The organism is Pseudomonas imperatae (genome assembly GCF_057128625.1).
Genome location: NZ_JBSKHP010000044.1, coordinates 1 through 17195 on the forward strand (window position 1 = coordinate 1; position 17195 = coordinate 17195).

General features: G+C 66.4%; 11 protein-coding genes. 5 read left to right on the forward strand and 6 right to left on the reverse strand.

The genetic code is table 11. The annotated features are described in order from the left end of the window. Positions 1-179: 179 nt before the first annotated feature. From ACWKWX_RS31510 to ACWKWX_RS31525, 4 genes are read right to left on the reverse strand one after another with little or no spacing between them, the layout of a single operon-like run. A complete protein-coding gene (locus ACWKWX_RS31510) occupies positions 180-1628 on the reverse strand; it encodes a curlin (protein ID WP_483829819.1) in 1449 nt (482 codons plus the stop codon). A gap of 32 nt (positions 1629-1660) precedes the next feature. Continuing rightward, on the reverse strand, positions 1661-2119 hold the full coding sequence (locus ACWKWX_RS31515) for a curlin (RefSeq protein ID WP_416424377.1): 459 nt from the start codon (positions 2117-2119) through the stop codon (positions 1661-1663). Between the two features lie 58 nt (positions 2120-2177). Further along, entirely contained in the window at positions 2178-4424 is a 2247-nt protein-coding gene (locus tag ACWKWX_RS31520) for an Ig-like domain-containing protein (protein ID WP_483829820.1), read from the reverse strand. Between the two features lie 35 nt (positions 4425-4459). Then, on the reverse strand, positions 4460-5806 hold the full coding sequence (locus ACWKWX_RS31525; RefSeq protein ID WP_416424375.1) for a hypothetical protein: 1347 nt from the start codon (positions 5804-5806) through the stop codon (positions 4460-4462). A 239-nt stretch (positions 5807-6045) separates the two neighbouring features. Between ACWKWX_RS31525 and ACWKWX_RS31530 the strand changes: the two genes are divergently transcribed. The 5 genes from ACWKWX_RS31530 (at position 6046) to ACWKWX_RS31550 (ending at position 14582) form a co-directional block, all read left to right on the forward strand. Further along, entirely contained in the window at positions 6046-7491 is a 1446-nt protein-coding gene (locus ACWKWX_RS31530; RefSeq protein WP_483829821.1) for a sensor histidine kinase, read from the forward strand. A 201-nt stretch (positions 7492-7692) separates the two neighbouring features. Then, complete coding sequence (locus ACWKWX_RS31535; RefSeq protein ID WP_483829822.1) at positions 7693-10491, forward strand: multicopper oxidase domain-containing protein; 2799 nt, start codon at positions 7693-7695, stop codon at positions 10489-10491. Between the two features lie 13 nt (positions 10492-10504). Continuing rightward, positions 10505-11602, forward strand: a complete 1098-nt coding sequence (locus ACWKWX_RS31540) for an SCO family protein (RefSeq protein ID WP_483829823.1) — start codon at positions 10505-10507, stop codon at positions 11600-11602. A 105-nt stretch (positions 11603-11707) separates the two neighbouring features. Beyond that, the gene (locus ACWKWX_RS31545) at positions 11708-13186 is read left to right on the forward strand and encodes a sensor histidine kinase (protein WP_483829824.1); all 1479 of its coding nucleotides are present in this window, start codon (positions 11708-11710) and stop codon (positions 13184-13186) included. After that, complete coding sequence (locus ACWKWX_RS31550) at positions 13155-14582, forward strand: sigma-54-dependent transcriptional regulator (RefSeq protein ID WP_483829825.1); 1428 nt, start codon at positions 13155-13157, stop codon at positions 14580-14582. The genes ACWKWX_RS31545 and ACWKWX_RS31550 overlap by 32 nt, the downstream gene beginning before the upstream one ends. On the opposite strand, the gene ACWKWX_RS31555 is transcribed toward ACWKWX_RS31550, so the two are convergent. Both ACWKWX_RS31555 and ACWKWX_RS31560 read right to left on the reverse strand, forming a co-directional pair. Beyond that, a complete protein-coding gene (locus ACWKWX_RS31555; RefSeq protein ID WP_476298222.1) occupies positions 14573-14878 on the reverse strand; it encodes a hypothetical protein in 306 nt (101 codons plus the stop codon). The two genes, ACWKWX_RS31550 and ACWKWX_RS31555, sit on opposite strands and share 10 nt — an antisense overlap. A gap of 123 nt (positions 14879-15001) precedes the next feature. After that, positions 15002-17056 (reverse strand): cytochrome-c peroxidase, encoded by a 2055-nt coding sequence (locus ACWKWX_RS31560; RefSeq protein WP_483829836.1) that lies wholly within the window; start codon positions 17054-17056, stop codon positions 15002-15004. Between the last annotated feature and the right edge of the window lie 139 nt (positions 17057-17195).

Consider the following 17195-nt stretch of genomic DNA (forward strand, 5'->3'; position numbering starts at 1 on the left):
AGTATCAGACAGACCGCAGTGTTCTTTTCGCGGGTAGAACCCGCTCCCACAAGACAGTTGCTGCTACAGATTCCCGCTCGTAGCAGCTGCCGCAGGCGGCGTCCAAGTGCAACGCGGTGTGGCTGCAACACGCAAAAAAAACCGCAACCCTGGGGCTGCGGTTTTTGCGCTTGCCGGGTTCAGCGCTGCAACACGGTCGCCTGGTTGGCGCTGCCGTACTGCTGCACGTTGGCGCTCTGGGCCTGGCCGGCCTGGTCGACGCTGGCGGTGTTGGCGGTGCCGCCCTGGGTGACGTACGCCACGTTCATGCTGTCGGCCTGCTTGATGGTGATCTGGTTGTCGCTGCCGTACAGCTGGGCGGTGTAGGCCTGGTTGTTGCTGCCCGTCTGGTCGAAGCTGGCGCTGTTGCCGCTGCCAGCCTGGGTGCCCTGGGCCAGGTTGCTTTCGCCACGCTGGTCGGAGATCAGGATGTTGTCGCTGCCGTTCTGGTCGAAGTACAGCTCGTTGTAGCTGTCAGCCTGCTTGATGGTGGCCTGGTTGCCCTGGCCGGTCTGGTTCAGCTGGGTGACATGGCTGACCCCATCCTGGGTGAGGGTAGCGACGTTCTGGTTGCCGTTCTGGTTGAGGTAGGCGCGCTGGCCAGTGCCGCTCTGGCCGCCGACCATGCTGCCCTGGTACAGGTTGGCGTTGATCTTGTTGCCGTTGCCGCTGGTGCTGGCGCTCAGGTACTGGTTGCTGCCGGTCTGGTAGGTGTAGTGGGCGTTGCCATTGCCGCTCTGGTACAGCGACAGGGTGGCGCCGGTGGCCTGGAACTGGTCGGCGTAGACGGTGTTGGTGTCGCCGTTCTGCTGCACCTGGGCCGTGTTGTCGTGGCCAAAGCTCTGGTCCACGGTGGCGTCGTTGAGGCTGCCGTACTGGCTGACGCTGGCTTGGGTGCCACCGGTCTGGCTGTCCTGCCACACGGTGGCGGCGTTCTGGTAGCCGCCCTGGTCGATGCTCAGTTTGCCGCCGATGCCGTCGCCCTGTTCGCCGTAGGCGATCTGGCCGTCGCCGCTCTGGTTGATGCTGATCTGCCCGCCCACATGGTCCAGGTGCTCGGCGCGGGCGCTGTGGTTGTCACCGTGCTGGTTGATGACCGCATTGTTGTTGATGCCGCCGAACACCTGCTGGATGCGCGCGCTGTTGGAGTTGCCCGCCTGGCTGGTGCTGGCCTGGCTGCCGTTCTGGGTGTCCTGGTAGACCTGGGTGTAGTTGTTGTCGCCGTTCTGCTGCTGGCTGGCCTGGTTGCCCTGGCCGCTGGACTGGCTGGCGTCGACGGTGTTGTAGCTGCCGCTCTGCACTTGATAGAGATGGCTGGCGCTTTCGTCGATCTGTTCGGCGTAGCCGCTGTTGTAGTGGCCGTCCTGGTTGAGCTGCATCAGGCTGTCGGTGCCTTGCTGGAAGGCGCTGGCGTAGTTGCCCTGGCCTTGCTGGGCCTGGCTGGCCTTGGCGTGGGCCGCCTGCTGTTGCTCGACGCTGGCGATGTTGCCGTCGCCGTTCTGGGTCTGCACCGAGGTGCTGTTGCTGGCCATGGCCTGGGCGCAACCCAGGGCCAGGATCGCCGCGGCGAGGGGTTTGAGTGTGAACATGGTGATGCCTCCTGAGGACTTCAAAGGTCGTTTCAGCGGTACTGCTTGATGGAAACGCTCATACCGTTGCCTGACTGCGTGACGGCGCTTTGCAGCCCCGTGCCGGCCTGTTCGATGCTCGCGTTGTTGTTATTGCCGTTCTGGTCGATCTGCGCGCGGTTACTGCTGCCGCGCTGGTTGATGCTGGCGACGTTCCCCGAGCCTTGCTGGTTGATCGACGCCATCAAATCGTTGCCTTGCTGCAGGATGTACGCCTCCTGGTTGCTGCCCACCTGCACGATGTTGCCCAGCAGCGACTGCCCCTGCTGCTGCAGGTGCGCCTCGTTGGCCTGGCCCTGTTGGTTGATCAGCGCCTGCTGGCCCACCGGTGGCGGCAGTTCGCCCAGGTCGCTGGCGGGTGCCAGGTCGCTGTTGTCCATCAGGTCGTCGGCCAGGCACAACGGCGCGTGGGCGGCGAGCAGGCAGAGCAGGGCGGTCGTTAGTAGGCGCATGGTCAAACTCCTGATTCAGTAGCTGCCCGCCAACCGCAAGGCTGGCGGGCAAGCGGGCCTACAGCGTGGTCACCGACACCGAGCGCACCGAGCCCTGGGAGCTGCGGATGGTCGCGGTGGGGTTGGCCGACGGTGCCACCGGGCTGTTATTGACGGTCAGGCGCCAGCGGCCGGTGGCCGGTACCGTGGTGGTGCCCAGCGTCACCAACCCGGTCGGCGTGGTGACCTGCACGGTGATGGTGTTGCCGGTGACCACCGACGAGGTGCCGGCGAAGTCCCAGACGAAGCGGTTGCCCGATTTCGCCTGGACGCTGGCGGTGGTCACCGTGAAGGTTTCCGCCGCCGGTTTCGGCGACACCTGCACTGTCACCGTGGCCGGGGTGGACAGGGCGCCGAAGCTGTCCCGGGCCACGTAGGTGAAGGTCGTGGTGAAGGCCGCGGTGACCGTGGCGGGTGGGTTGTAGGTGACCTGGGTGCCGTCGGTGGTCACCGTGCCGCGGCCGGCGGCCGGTTGCGTCACGCTGGCCACGCCCAGGGGCACGTTGCCTTCAGGGTCGGTGTCGTTGGCCAGCACGTTGATCACCAGCGGCACGCCCAGGGTGGCGCCGGTGTCGGGGTTGGCCACCGGTGGCCGGTTGGGGGCGACGTTGACCGTCACCGTGGCCGGCGTCGAGGCCAGGCCCTTGCTGTCCTGGGCCATGTAGGTGAAGGTCGCGGCGATGGGCGCGTTGACCACCGCCGGTGGGGTGTAGACCACCTGGGTGCTGCCGTTGAGGGCCACGGAGCCCTGGCCGGTGGCCGGCTGGGTCAGGCCGGTGACGCTCAGGGGCACGTTGCCGTCAGGGTCGCTGTCGTTGGCCAGCACGTTGAGGGTGATCGGCACGCCGAACCCGGTGGTGGCGGTGTCGGCCACGGCAACCGGCGGTTGGTTGTCCCCACTGTTGGGGGCGTTGCCCACCACCTTGACCCACTCGGTGTCGCTGCCGCCAGCGGCGGACTTGACCGTGACGCTGGCCGGCGGTTGCGCCAGGTCCGCCACGGTCAGGCGCTGCAGGGTGCCGCTCTTGGACAGGCGGCCGAAGCCGGCGGCGACCATGTCGGGCACGTTGACCTCATCGGTAGAGGTGGCCTCGATCACCAGGGTCTTGTTGCTCCAGGTGTAGGTCGCGGTCTGGATCTTGACCAGGTCAATGAGCTTGCTCGACACCGAGGTGGGGCGCGTGGTGCCCGCAGGGTTGCTGGCGGTGACCACCACCACGGCGGGCAGGCTGCTGGAACTGAGCAGGTGCTGGCCGAAGAACAGCCCGTTGTTGTCGCCCACCATGGCGGTCTGGCACGGCGTGGCCGGGGTGCCGGGCACCAGCGCCAGGGTTTCGCGGAAGCACAGGCTGGAGCTGTTCGGCGAGCTGGCGAAGACCTCGACGCGGGTGCTGGGGCTGCCGCCGTTGCTGGTGCGCCGGTAGGTGATGCGCTGGGCGTCCACCGGGGTTTGCGCACGGTTGTCGTAGACCTTGCCGGTCAGGTTGAACAGGTTGGTCTGGATAGTCCCGGCCGGGCCGCTGATGCGCACGAAGTTGGTGCCGTTGGGGCTGCCGGTCACCGCTTCCGCCAGGTTGGGGTCGCCGACGAAGGTCTCGCTGGCGCCGGTCTCCGGGTTGACCTCGATATAGGGGCCGTTGACGCTGTGCAGGAACGGGCCCACGGCACCGTTCAACGCGCCGGTGAAGTTGCCGGGGGCGGCAACGCCGATGTCACGCGTGACGTTGATGGCCCGGCGCCCCGGCGTGGTCACGTTGAAGGTCTCCACGCCGTAGGGGTGGGTGACGGTGTAGGTACCGGCCTGGGGCACGTCGATGCGCAGGCGGATGCGCGCGAAGCTGATCTGCTGGCCGTCCACCGGGTCAGGGGTGGTGAACGCCGCCTCGACGCCGGCCACGTAGGCTTCCAGCGCGTAGCCGCTGGTGCCCACCGCCGGGATCTTGGTCTCGGCCACGGTCCAGAAGGCCTCGGGCGGCCAGTTGTCGGGGAACACCATGGGCAGGGTGTCGTCGAACACCCCCGGCTCGGGCAGGATGGTGCACATGTACGAAGGCGTGCCGGGCACGCTGGGCACGCGGGAACTCAGGGCCTTGGACTGGCACAGTTCCAGTTGCAGGTTGGTCGAGTCCTGGTACCACGCCGGAAAGCGTCCGGTGGCGGCGGTATAGGGGCCGGTGTCGACGGCCGACAGCACCGCGTGGGCGTTGCCTGACAGCGTCAGTGCAACCGCCAGGGCGCTCAGGGCCAGGCTTGGGCGTTTGTTCATGGTGCCTCCTGAAGCAGATCTGGGCCGTTGGGCGTTCATTGCACGATGACCACTTCTTCAACGTCGCTGCCGCCGTTGGACGAAGTCACGCGCACCTTGGCCGGCGGTATGGGCGAAATGCTGGTGGCCAGGGTTTTCACCGCGCCGTCGCCGCCCAGGGCGCCGATGGTGGCGCCGCCCAGGGTGGTGGCGGTGAGCACCGGTGGCGAGGTCTCGTCGCTGGTGGCCGCCACCACGGTCAATTGGCCGGTGCTCAGGCTGTATTCGGCGCGCTGGATGATCACCAGGTCCGCCAGGGGCAGGCCCAGGCTGGTGGGGGTGCTGGTGGCGATGGCCAGGTGGTTGTCGGCGGTAAGTTGCAGCACGCTGGGCAGCGTCGGGTTGCTGGCGGACTGGCCGTACCAGTTGCCGGTGGCGGTGGTCTCGGTGAGGGCCAGGGCCGGGCTGTTGCTGGTCAGGGTGACCGTGGCGGGCTGCGGCGGCGCCTGCACGAACACGTCCTGCTGGGCAATCGGCGCGCTGGTGCCGGGGCGGCGGGAGTAGGTGCCGCGCTGGGTGATCAGCGGGGTGGGCCGCACGGTGGCCGACAGCTTGCCGGAGATAGCGAACAGCGTGGTGCGCACGTCGATGCCGTTGGGGCCTTCGATGCGCACGTAGTTGGTGTTGTAGGGGCTGCCGGTGGCGGCCTCGGTCAGGTTGGGGTCGCCGATGAAGCTCTCGGCGGCGCCGGTCTGCGGGTTGGTCTCGGTGTAGGGGCCATTGATGCTACGCAGGAACGGGCCGATGTCGCCGGCCAGGGTGCCGGTGTAGACCTTGGGCGCGCCAATGCCGATGTCGCGGGTCAGGTTGATGGCGCGCCGGCCCGGGGTGGTTACCGTGAACGCCTCGACCCCATAGGGGTGGGTGACGATGTAGGTACCCGCCACCGGCACGTCGATGCGCATGCGGATGCGCGCGAAGCTGATCTGCTCGCCGTCGGCGGGCAGGCCGCCGCTGAACGCCGCTTCCACCGCCGAGCCATAGTTGAGGTTGACGCCGGTGGCCGCGTCGTTGAACGCGGCGTCAGCGGTGAACCAGAACGCCTCGTCCGGGAAGTTGGTGGGGAAGACGATGGCCTTGGTGTCGTCGAATACCCCGGGGTTGGGGATCAGCGAGCACATGTACGACGGCGTGCCGGGGGTGCTCGGCACCCGCGAGCTGAGAGCCTTGGACAGGCACAGGTCGAGCACCCGGCCATGGGTGTCCTGGTACCAGTTGGCGAAAAAGCCCGTGGGTGCCGCGTAGGGCCCCGGGTCCACGTCGAACAGCGCCCCACGGGCCACGCCCTGGGCCAGGCAGGTCACCACCAGCACGGTGGCGGTCTTGGAAAGTAAAGGGTGCATGGGTTATCCCTCTGGCAAAGGCCCGGTCCTGTGGGGACGGGTCAGTTGCTCAGGTGCGGGCAACTCCCATGCCATTGGTGGTGAAAGGCCCGCGCCAGAGCCTTGCAAGCCTGGTGAGCCGGCAACGCCGGCGGGCGCCGCTGGGGTGTTTGCCCCAACTGTGGGGGCAATGGCGGCGGGCCGGGCAATTGGCTGGGGGTGGTCTATACCCATAGGGTCGAGACGGGAAACCACGCCCCATGAAATGGCCCTTTCGCAGGACCCGCGACGCCCAGGCAGACGCCGCGTCGCCCCCCGGCACCTTCAACCTGTTGCGCTCTTTCTCCGTCACCAGCATGGCGATCATCCTCCTGGTGGCGCTGGGGCTGGGGCTGGTGTCCACGCGCTTCGTGATCGGCCAGAGCGTGGAGCGCGACGCGTTGTTGACCGCGCAGTTCGTGCAGTCCATCGCCGCCACCGAAGTGCGCCACGCCCAGATCGACGACGTGCCGCCCATGGGCGAGCTGCTGGACCCGCGCCAGGACGGCAAGTTTCCGAACATCGACCCGGCCTTGCGCGACAAGGTGCGCGGCGAGTTCTTCGACCACATCGCGCAGCTGCCCGACGTGCTGCTGGCCAATATCTATGCGCCGGACAAGCAGGTGATCTGGTCCACCAACCCCAGCCTGATCGGCCAGTACATCCTGGGCGACGACGACCTGGAGCGCGCCTTCGAGGAAAAAGTGCCGGTGTCCACCAGCTACCACGACATCGACGAAGCGCGCATGGAGCAGAAATTCATCACCCCGCCGGACTTCATCTTCATCGAGAACTACGTGCCGCTGTTCAACGCCACCGGCGACCAGGTGATGGCCATGGTGGAGATCTACAAGGAGCCCAAGGACCTGATCGGGCGCATGGAGCGGGGGCTGTTGCTGATCTGGCTGGCCACCGTGGCCGGCGGCGCGCTGATTTACCTGGGCCTGTACTGGATAGTGCGCCGCGCCGCCATGCTGCTGGCGGTGCAGCAGCAGAAGCTGGTGACCAACGAGACCTACGTGGCGCTGGGGGAAATGTCCTCGGCGGTGGCCCACAGCCTGCGCAACCCGCTGGCCACCATTCGTTCCAGCGCCGAACTGGCGCTGGAGTTCGACAGCGGCGTGGCGCACAAGAACATTGGCGACATCATCAACCAGGTGGATCGCATGTCCAGCTGGGTGCGCGAGCTGCTGCAGTCCCTGCGGCCGCTGAGCGACGAGCCGGAGCCGGTGAACCTGGTGGCCTGCGTGCACGACAGCCTGCTGGCCTTCGAACAGCAGATCGCCCGCGCCCAGGCCCGGGTGGTGTTCGAGGTGCAGCAGGCGCCGCTGGTGGTGAACCAGCAGGTGCAGGTGACGCAGATCCTCAACAGCCTGATGGCCAACGCCCTGGAGGCCATGGGCAAGGGCGGCACCCTGACCATCACCGTGGCCAGCCCCGACAACCGCTGGGTGTGGCTGAGCCTGGCGGACACCGGCAAGGGCATGAGCGCCGAGCAGCGTGCCCTGTGCTTCAGGCCGTTCTTCACCACCAAGCAGGGTGGCCTGGGGGTGGGCCTGGTGCTGGTCAAGCGGATCATGGAACGCTTCGGCGGCCGGGTGGAATTGCAGAGCCAGGAAGGCGAGGGGACCTGTGTGAGCCTGGTGTTTCGCGCGGTGGGCGGGTAGGGCGACCTGCACGCTGGTGGCCACCACGAACTGGGTGTGAACTTTCCCCGCAAGCGGGTGTCATTCCCCAGTCGTCCCGGCCGGTACCTACCGGTTTGTAAGGCCAAGCCATTGTTTCCATTGAGTTTTAGGCGCTGATAAAAAACTGGCCGGCTAATTGCTCCATCGTCATCACCCCTTCACGACTTGAGGCGGATGACGATGAACATTACCCACTGGCTTGCATTACGGCGCTGCGCCCGGTTGACGCCCTTGAGCCTGGCCCTGGCCCTGGTTATCCACGGCGCCTGGGCCGGGCCTATCGACGACGAAAGCCAGCCGCCCAGCGCTGACCCTTCGGCCTACCAGGATGAGCCCGCCGATGAAACCTCGGCCCTGAACGCTATCCTGGCCGACCCCGAGGCCAACGAAGACGCGCTGGACCTGCCCGACGCGGTCAAGGGCACCAAGGCCACCACCCGCGTCGAGAACGTGCTGCCGCCAGCGGCGCAGACCAGCTTCAACTACCCCACCAACGGCAAGCCCAGCCCGTTGTACGGGGCGCAGCCGTTTACCCAGCAGCTGACCCTGTTCGAGGAATTCGGCCCGGAAAAGCTCGACCCCACCACGCCACCGGGGCCGCTGCCGTTCCCGGCGCCGGTGAAAGGGCCGGCGCCGCAGCAAGACCCGCTTACCGATGCCCGCAGCGGCCCACCCAGCGCCGCGCTGGATGCCTTCTTGCGGCAACCGGGGCTGACGCCGTTCCCCAGCCAGGTGTCCAACACCGTTGACCGCAACCCCTGGCAGGCGCAGATCGAGGTGTTCCTCAACCGCCGCATCGGCTCGTCCGCCGAAGGCCGGCCGCCAGGAAAGGGCTGGTCGCACCAGCGCTGGAACGAGTTCTACCCGCAGTACGCCTACAAGACCGTGCAGACCGGCGCGCGCACCAACGGCGGCCTGCGTGACAGCAGGCAGCGCCACGGCTACCAACTGGGCGAGTTCGGCCCCGGTGGCCTGTACCACAACGTGGCGGGCATGCCGGCCACCGATGGCACGGCCAAGGGCGTGGACGCGCGCTTCCACCCCAATATGCCAGTGCAGAACCACAACTCGGTGTGGACCTTCGACGGCACGCTGCCGCCCAAGCTGCTGATGGTGCGCTACGGCCAGCCGGTGCTGATGCGCCACTACAACGGCCTGCCCATCGACCCGTCGGCCAACAAGGGCTTCGGCCTGCACACCATCAGCACCCACGAGCACAACGGCCACGCGCCAGCGGAAAGCGACGGCTATGCCAACGCCTTCTTCTTCCCCGGCCAGTACTACGACTATCGCTGGCCGATCCAGCTGGCCGGCTACGACACCATCAACACCAACGCCCAGGACCCGCGCGCAGCGTTTCCCTGCGCGCCGGGCGAGACCCTGTGGGTGAACGACGCAAGCCCCGGCCTTAAAACCTGCGACCACGGCACCATCAAGATCCGCGGCGACTGGCGCGAAACCATGAGCACCCACTGGTTCCACGACCACATGCTCGATTTCACCGCCCAGAACGTCTACAAGGGCAACGCGGCGATGATGAACTACTACAGCGCCCTGGACCGCGGCAACGAGGCGGTGGACGACGGCGTCAACCTGCGCTTCCCCAGCGGCAGCGCCTTGCCGTGGGGCAACCGCGACTACGACGTGAACCTGGTGATCGCCGACAAGGCCTGGGACCAGGACGGCCAACTGTGGTTCAACCCCTTCAACACCGATGGCTTCCTGGGCGACCAGCCCATGGTCAACTGGCAATGGAAACCGGTGCTCGACGTGCGCGCCCGCAGCTACCGCTTCCGCATCCTCAACGGCTCGGTGTCGCGCTACATCAAGTTGGCCCTGGTGCGCGAGATCAAGGGCACCAGCGGCGAGTTCCAGGGGCCCAAGGGCTCGGGGTTGTCCTACGCGCGGGTGCCGTTCCACATGATCGCCAACGACGGCAACATCATGGAACACGCCGTGCCGTTCGACGGCAGCATGGACCTGGACGCCGATGGCGACAAACAGAACCACAACGCCATCCTGCCGACCCAGGGCATCGCCGAGCGCTTCGACATCATCGTCAACTTCGCCAAGAACGGCGTGAAGGCGGGGGACAAGCTGTTCCTGGTCAATGTGCAGTCCCATGAAGACGGCAAGGGCCCCAAAGAGGTCATTCCCCTGGCGGACATCCTGTCCGAGAAGTACCTGCCGGTGATCAAGCAAACCAGCAAGGGCCCGCAGTGGGACAAGGGCGACCCGGTGGTGGGCAAGATCCTGCAGCTCAACGTCAAGGCCTACACCGGCCAGGACCTGGCCATGGACCCGTCGCTGTATGAGCCAGCCAAGCCGGGCAAGGCCGAGGGCAAGGTGATGATCCCGCTGAAGATCCACCGCGACAACCCTGCTGACAAGGCCATCCTCGCCAAGGCGCGCCACCGCACCTTCATCTTCGGCCGCTCCGACGGCACCGATGAAGCGCCCTGGACGGTCAAGACCGATGGCGGCTTCGGCTACCACATGGACCCACGCCGGCTGAACGCCGCCACGCAGTTGGCCAACGGCCCCACCGACGCCGGCTACGGCGGCATCGGCACCCTGGAAGTGTGGAAGATACAGGCCGGCGGCAAGGGCTGGAGCCACCCGGTACACGTGCACTTCGAGGAAGGCATCATCCTCAGCCGCGGCGGCAAGGCACCGCCTGAGTGGGAAAAATGGGCACGCAAGGACGTCTACCGCATCGGTTCGGAAGCCGACGGCCTGGACAACGTGGAAATGGCAATCAACTTCCGCGAGTTCGCCGGCACCTACATGGAGCACTGCCACAACACCCAGCATGAGGACAATTCGATGCTGCTGCGCTGGGACCTGGAAAAACCCGGCCAGCTGCAGCTGATGCCCACGCCGCTGCCCAGCTGGGACGGGGTGCGCTACGTGAACTCGGCCGCGCTGCCAACCTTCCGTACCGGCGACGGCGCCGGCCCGCAAGTGAACGTGAAATAAGGAGGCCCAGGCCATGAGCACGCACGACACCCGCCACGCCGCGCTGCAACTGCACTGGATATTGGTGCTGGTGGCGTGCCTGCTGGCCAGCCGGGCCCTCCACGCCCACGAAGGGCATGTGCACGAGGTGGCCACGCCGCCCGCAGTGGCGGCGGACACCTCGGCCACGCCCTGGGGCGGCGATTACTTCCCCAACACCGTGCTGACCAACCAGGACGGCCAGCCGGTGCACTTTTTCGACGACCTGATCAAGGGCAAGGTGGTGGTGATCAATTTCATCTTCACCTCGTGCACCGACTCCTGCCCGCTGGAAACCGCGCGGCTGCGCCAGGTGCAGAAGCTGTTGGGCGACCGGGTGGGCAAGGACGTGTTCTTCTATTCCATCAGCATCGACCCGGACACCGACACCCCGGCGGTGCTCAAGCACTACATGGACAAATTCAAGGTAGGGCCGGGCTGGCAGTTCCTCACCGGCAACAAGCAGGACATCACCCAACTGCGGCAGAAACTGGGGCTGTTCATCGAAGGCGTGGACAATGGCCGCAGCAAGGACCACAACCTCAGCCTGATCGTCGGCAACCAGGCCAGTGGCCGCTGGATGAAAGCCTCGCCGTTCGAGAACCCGTGGATCCTGGCCGACCAGCTGGCCAACACCCTGCAGAACTGGAAAACCCCCAGCACCGAGCAGAGCTACGCCAACGCCCCGGAAATACGCCCGCCCAGCAACGGCGAAGAGCTGTTCCGCACCCGCTGCGCGTCCTGCCACAGCCTGGGCCCCCTGGATGGCCAAGGCCTGGGCCTGCGCAGCATCGGCCCCGACCTGATTGGCGTGACCCGCCAGCGCGACCCCGAATGGCTGAAACGCTGGCTGAAAGAGCCCGACCGCCTGTTGGCCGAAAAAGACCCGCTGGCCGTGCAGCTTTACCAGCAGTACGACAGCGTCGCCATGCCCAACCTGCGCCTGGACGACACCTCGGTGCTGTCTATCCTGGAGTTCCTGGACAGCGAGACCAACCGCCAGCGGCCGTTGCCCGCGCCGATGGCCGATGCCGGGCCTGCGCACGTGCACCAGGTCGATCACAGCCAGCACGACATGTCAGGTATGCAATAGAGGCAAATTACTATCATTGGCAGGCCCGTCATAGCGAATGATCAGTGGCAGGGGTCAAGACGGGCCTATATCTTCAAAGACAAAAAGCAGCCAGGAACGCCTGACATGCAGACAATAAACCCCACGGCCGGCGGTGCCGCCCAGCACGAGCCGCGCCCGGCCAGCTTCAACCTGCTGCGCTGGTTCTCCCTGGCCAGCCTGTTGATCATCGGCGCCGTGGCACTGGGCCTGGGGTATGTGTCCACCGGCTTCGTGGTCAACCAGAGCGTGGAGCGCGACGCGCTGCTGACCGCGCAATTCATCCAGTCCATCGGCGAGGCCGAGTTGCGCCACGCGCACATTCCTGCGGCCCTGACCATCGGTGATGTCCTCGACAACCAGCCGCACCCCGAGCTGGCCGGCTTTGACCCGCGCTTGCAGCTGGCGGCCCGCGACGAGTTCCTCGACCACCTGGCGCAATTGCCCGACCTGCTGCTGGCCAGCGTGTATGGCCTGGACCACAAGGTGATCTGGTCCACCAACCCGCAGCTGGTGGGCGTAAACATCGAGGACGACGACGAGCTGGACGAGGCCTTCGAGATGAAAGTGCCGGTGGCCGCCAGTTACCACCGCATCGCTGAAGAGCGCCCGGAGCAGAAGCTGCTGCGCGAGCCCGAGTACCTGTTCATCGAAAACTACATCCCACTGTTCAACGCCGACCGCAGCAAGGTCGTCGCCATGGTGGAAATCTACAAGGAGCCGGGTGACCTGGTGGCCCGCATCCGCCGTGGCTACCTGCTGATCTGGCTGGCCACCATTGCGGGCGGGGCGCTGATCTATGGCGGCCTGTACTGGATAGTGCGGCGCGCCGCCACGCTGTTGCGCACCCAGGAGCGCCAGCTGGTGGCCAACGAGACCTTCGTGGCCCTGGGCGAGATGTCCTCGGCGGTGGCCCACAGCCTGCGCAACCCCCTGGCCACCATCCGCTCCAGCGCCGAGCTGGCCCAGGAGGTGGCGAGCGAGGACTCGCAGAAGAACATTGCCGACATCATCGGCCAGGTCGACCGTATGTCGCGCTGGGTACGGGAGTTGCTTGTGTCCCTCAAGCCCATGAGCACCGAACGCGAGGCGGTGGACCTGACCGCAGCCATCGAGCAGGCCTGCAAGCAGCACGAGGGCCTGATACGGCGCTGCAACGTGCAGTTGAACTGGTCGCCGCGCGGCTACCCGAAGGTGCTCAGCCACCAGATGCAGCTGATGCAGATTCTCAACAGTTTGTTTACCAACGCCGTGGAGGCCATGCCCGACGGCGGAATATTGACCATTGAGGTGCAGGAACAGCCCGGCGGGCGCCTGACCCTGGCCCTGAGCGATACCGGCAAGGGCATGACGCGGCAGCAGGAACGCATGGTGTTCAAGCCCTTTTTCACCACCAAGCAGGGTGGGCTGGGCGTGGGCCTGTCGCTGGTCAAACGGATAATGGAACGCTTCGAGGGCTCGGTCGACCTGACCAGTCAGGAGCAGGAAGGAACCCGTGTGTGTCTTAATTTCAGAGTGGCAGCGGGAGGGGACTATGGAGCACAGCATACTGCTGGTCGAGGATGATGAAATCCTGGCGCAGAACATACAGACCTATCTGGAGCGCAAGGGCTTCGAGGTCAGTGTCTGCCACAGCGCCGAGGATGCGCTGGAGCAATTGCGCAGCTTCCAGCCCGACGCCGTGCTGACCGACAACTCGCTGCCGGGCTTGAGTGGCCATGACCTGATCCAGAAGCTGCGCATCAGCGCGCCGGATCTCAAGGTGATCATGATGACCGGCTACGGCAACATCGAGGACGCGGTGGTGGCCATGAAGGAGGGCGCCTTCCACTACGTGACCAAGCCGGTGGCGCTGCCCGAGCTCAAGCTGCTGCTGGACAAGGCCCTGGCCACCGACCGCATGGAGCGCACCTTGTCGTTCTACCAGGACCGCGAGGCGCAGAAGTCGGGGATCCAGGCGCTGATCGGCGAGTCGCCGGCCATGCTGACCATGAAGAACACGCTGATGCAGCTGCTCGACGCCGAGCGGCGCATGCCCAACAACGACCTGCCGCCGGTGCTGGTGGAAGGCGAGACCGGGACCGGCAAGGAACTGGTGGCCCGCGCGCTGCACTTCGACGGGCCGCGGGCCAAGGGCCCGTTCATTGAATTCAACTGCGCGTCCATTCCGTCGAACCTGCTGGAATCAGAGCTGTTCGGCCACGAAAAGGGCGCGTTCACCGACGCCAAGGACCGCCGCGTGGGCCTGGTGGAGGCCGCCGACGGCGGCACGCTGTTCCTCGACGAGGTGGGCGAGATGGACCTGCTGCTGCAGGCCAAGCTGCTCAAGCTGCTGGAAGACCGCACCATCCGCCGCGTGGGTTCGGTGAAGGAGCGCAAGGTTGATCTGCGCATCATCAGCGCCACCAACTGCAACCTGGAGCAGATGGTGCAGCAGGGCAAGTTCCGCCGCGACCTGTTCTTCCGCCTGCGCATCATCTCCATCAAGGTGCCGCGGCTGTTCAGCCGTGGCAACGACATCCTGCTGCTGGCCCGGCACTTCCTGGCGGCCCACGGCAAGCGCTACGGCAAGCCGAACCTGTACTTCAGCGACCAGGCCCAGGAGCTGATGCTCAGCTACAGCTGGCCGGGCAACGTGCGCGAGCTGCGCAACATGCTCGAACAGACCGTGCTGCTGGCACCCGGCGACTGTGTGGGCGCCAGCCAGTTGAACGTCTGCCACAGCCTGACCGACACGCCCATCGCCCCGCCCCGCGAGGAAGTCAGCGAGCCGCGCCCGGTGTTCGAAGACACGGCCAGCATGACCCTGCCGGCGGTGGAGCGCGACATGGTGCGCAAGGTGCTCGACAAGACCGACTGGAACGTTACCAAGTCCGCGCGGCTGCTGGGCCTGAGCCGCGACATGCTGCGCTACCGTATCGAGAAACTGGGCCTGATGCGCCCTGACAAGCGTCAGTGGTAGCCCTTCGCCTGCGCGGGGTCGGCCAGGCAACTGGGGTCCGGCACCCGCGTATCCACGTACACCCCCAGCCTTGGGTCATAGATCCGCGCCACCACCTCGCTGCGCTCGGCCAGCGCGGGTAGTTGCGAGTCGTAGAACTGATGGGGGTATTCCACCACCTCGAAGGCCTGTGGCGGCACATCGACGAAGGGCTGCGGGGGTGAGGAGTGAACCGTGGGGTAGTAGGTCTGCGCCATGGCCAGGGGCGACGACAGCAGACAGCAGGCGAGCAAGGACAGGCGAAGCGGCATGGTCATGACGGCACCGTTGGATACACCCCCCCACGTACAACCCCAAGGCCATCAATATAGCACCTGGACGCGGCCTGCGGCCGCTGCTACGGAAGGATCGTAGCAGCGGCCGCAGGCCGCGTCCGTCGGTTACAGGTCGTTCACAAACGGCTGCAGCGGGCCTTCGGTGGCCTTGCGCCCTTCGGCGCCGATTTCCCGCAACGGCACCAACGCATCCTGGGCCCGCGGCGTGGTCACGCCTGCGTCCGGCGCGCGCGCGGTCACGCTGTTCTCATTGCCCGTCTCACCCTGGGGTATGACCAGCGAAGGGTGGTCGAACGGCGCCCGCTCCCACGCCACGCGGGGGTCGGTGAGGGCCACTTCCATGAACTTGACCAGGGCGTCCTCTTCGTCCGGGGTCAGGTTGAGGGTAGTCATGTCGGCGTCCAGGTTGGCGCCGTTGTGCTGGTTCACCGTGGGGTGGTCGAAGCCGCTGGTGTTGTTGGCGTCCTGGCCACGGCGGTCGCCGCCGCGGTTGTAGAACTCCACCACCTGCTTGAGGGTGGAGCGGCTGCCGTTGTGGAAGTACGGGCCGGTCAGGGCGATGTTGCGCAAGCCCGGGGTCTTGAACGCACCGTCCACCGCGTCGCGGAAGCCCACCGGCGGCTTGGCCGTGGCGTCGCAGGGGATGGCCGCGGTCAGCGGTATCTCGAACTTGCACACGTCCACCTCGAACGGGTCGGGCACGTTGCCGCCCTGCAGCAGGGTGTTGTACTGGCGGGTGAACGACAGCGGGTTGCCCCAGGGGTCGCTGCCGCCCACGGCCAGGTCCTCGGCGGTGGGGCGCACGCCGGTGTTGTAGAAGCCGTTGTCATACAGGGTGGTGAGGTTGTCGGCCATCAGCATGCGCTCGATGCGCTCGCGCGGTTCCAGGCGCAGGCGCGTGCCGGCGTTGGTCAGCTCGGGGCCGCCGTGGCAGTTGACGCACTTGCCTTTGCCCAGGAACAGGTTCATGCCCTGGACCTGCTGGGCGTTCATGGCCTGGGTGTTGCCCTGCAGGTAGGCGTCCAGCGGGGTCTGGTCAGACACCAGGGTGGCCTCGTACAGCTGGATGGCCAGGCCGAAGAACAGCGGGAAGTTGGCTTCGATCTGGGTGTAGTTGGCGCCGCCCAGGGACACCGGTTGCGTGGCGTTCCACAGGCGCGGCTGGAACGCCGCCTTCACCATGTCGCGGTAGGTGGGCCGGCGTGGCCCGGACATGGCGGCCAGCACCGAGTCGGTGGGGGCGATTTTCTGCCGGCTGAGGATCAGGTTGTCGAGGATGCGCCGGCCGATGTCGGCAAAGGTGCGGCCGCCGCAGGACATTTCCACCGGGCTGCCGGGTGGGCCCACGGCCTGGGACGCTGCCGAGGCGTCGACCAGGGCCAGGCGCACCTTGCTGGCCACCGGGCTGCGGTCGGCGGTGACGAAGATGCCGGCGTCGGGGTCGCGGTTGCCGAACGGCGAGAAGCCGTTGAACACGTTGTTGGCGCGGCCATCCCAGAAGTTGCGCACGTTGAACACGGCGTTGATGGTGGTGGGCGCGTTGCGCCCGGTGCTGCGCCGCACGTTGATGTTGTTGACCTGGAAGATGCCGTCCGGCTGCTGGGTGCACTTGTCGAACCGCGACTGCTTGGGCTTGGTGTAGTTGGCGTCGAACACGCCCTGGGAGCCCACCACGTCGTCGGTGGAATAGACGATGGGCGAGTTGCGGTCCAGCGGGTCGGCCAGCACGTGGGTGGGGAAGTCCGTGCGCTTGAGGGTGTAGTTGGGGCCGCCCTTGCCACCGGACAGGGTGGTGTAGGAGGGCACGTCGCCGGGAATGTCACCGGCGGCGAACGGCTTGTTGAACAGCGACGCGACGTTGGCGTTGGTGTTGGCCTGGCCAGGGTTGAGCTGGTTGGTGATGCGGTGGTCGACGCCGGCGTGGAAGTGGCACGAGGCGCAGGCGGTGCTGCCGTCGCTGCCCACGTCCATGTCCCAGAACAGCGCCTTGCCCAGGCGCACGGCGGCGTCGCGGTTAAGCACATAGTCGGTCATCAGGTCTACCTTGCGCCCACCCTCGTAGCCGGAAGGGTCGGGGGGCAACACGCCCTTCAGGGTTTGCAGGGTAGGGGCATCGACCACGGGGGCGGCGGGCTCGGTGGCCGCCAGGGTTGCCGCCATGGGCAACCAGCACGCCAGGCCCAGGGGCGGGATCAGGCTACGGTAGGGAAGTGTGCGCATGTGAGGGCTCGCTATCGGTTGGTTGTTGCTGTTTTTATTGTTCGTTTCCCTGGCGATTATTCTTTTGCGCGCACAGCGG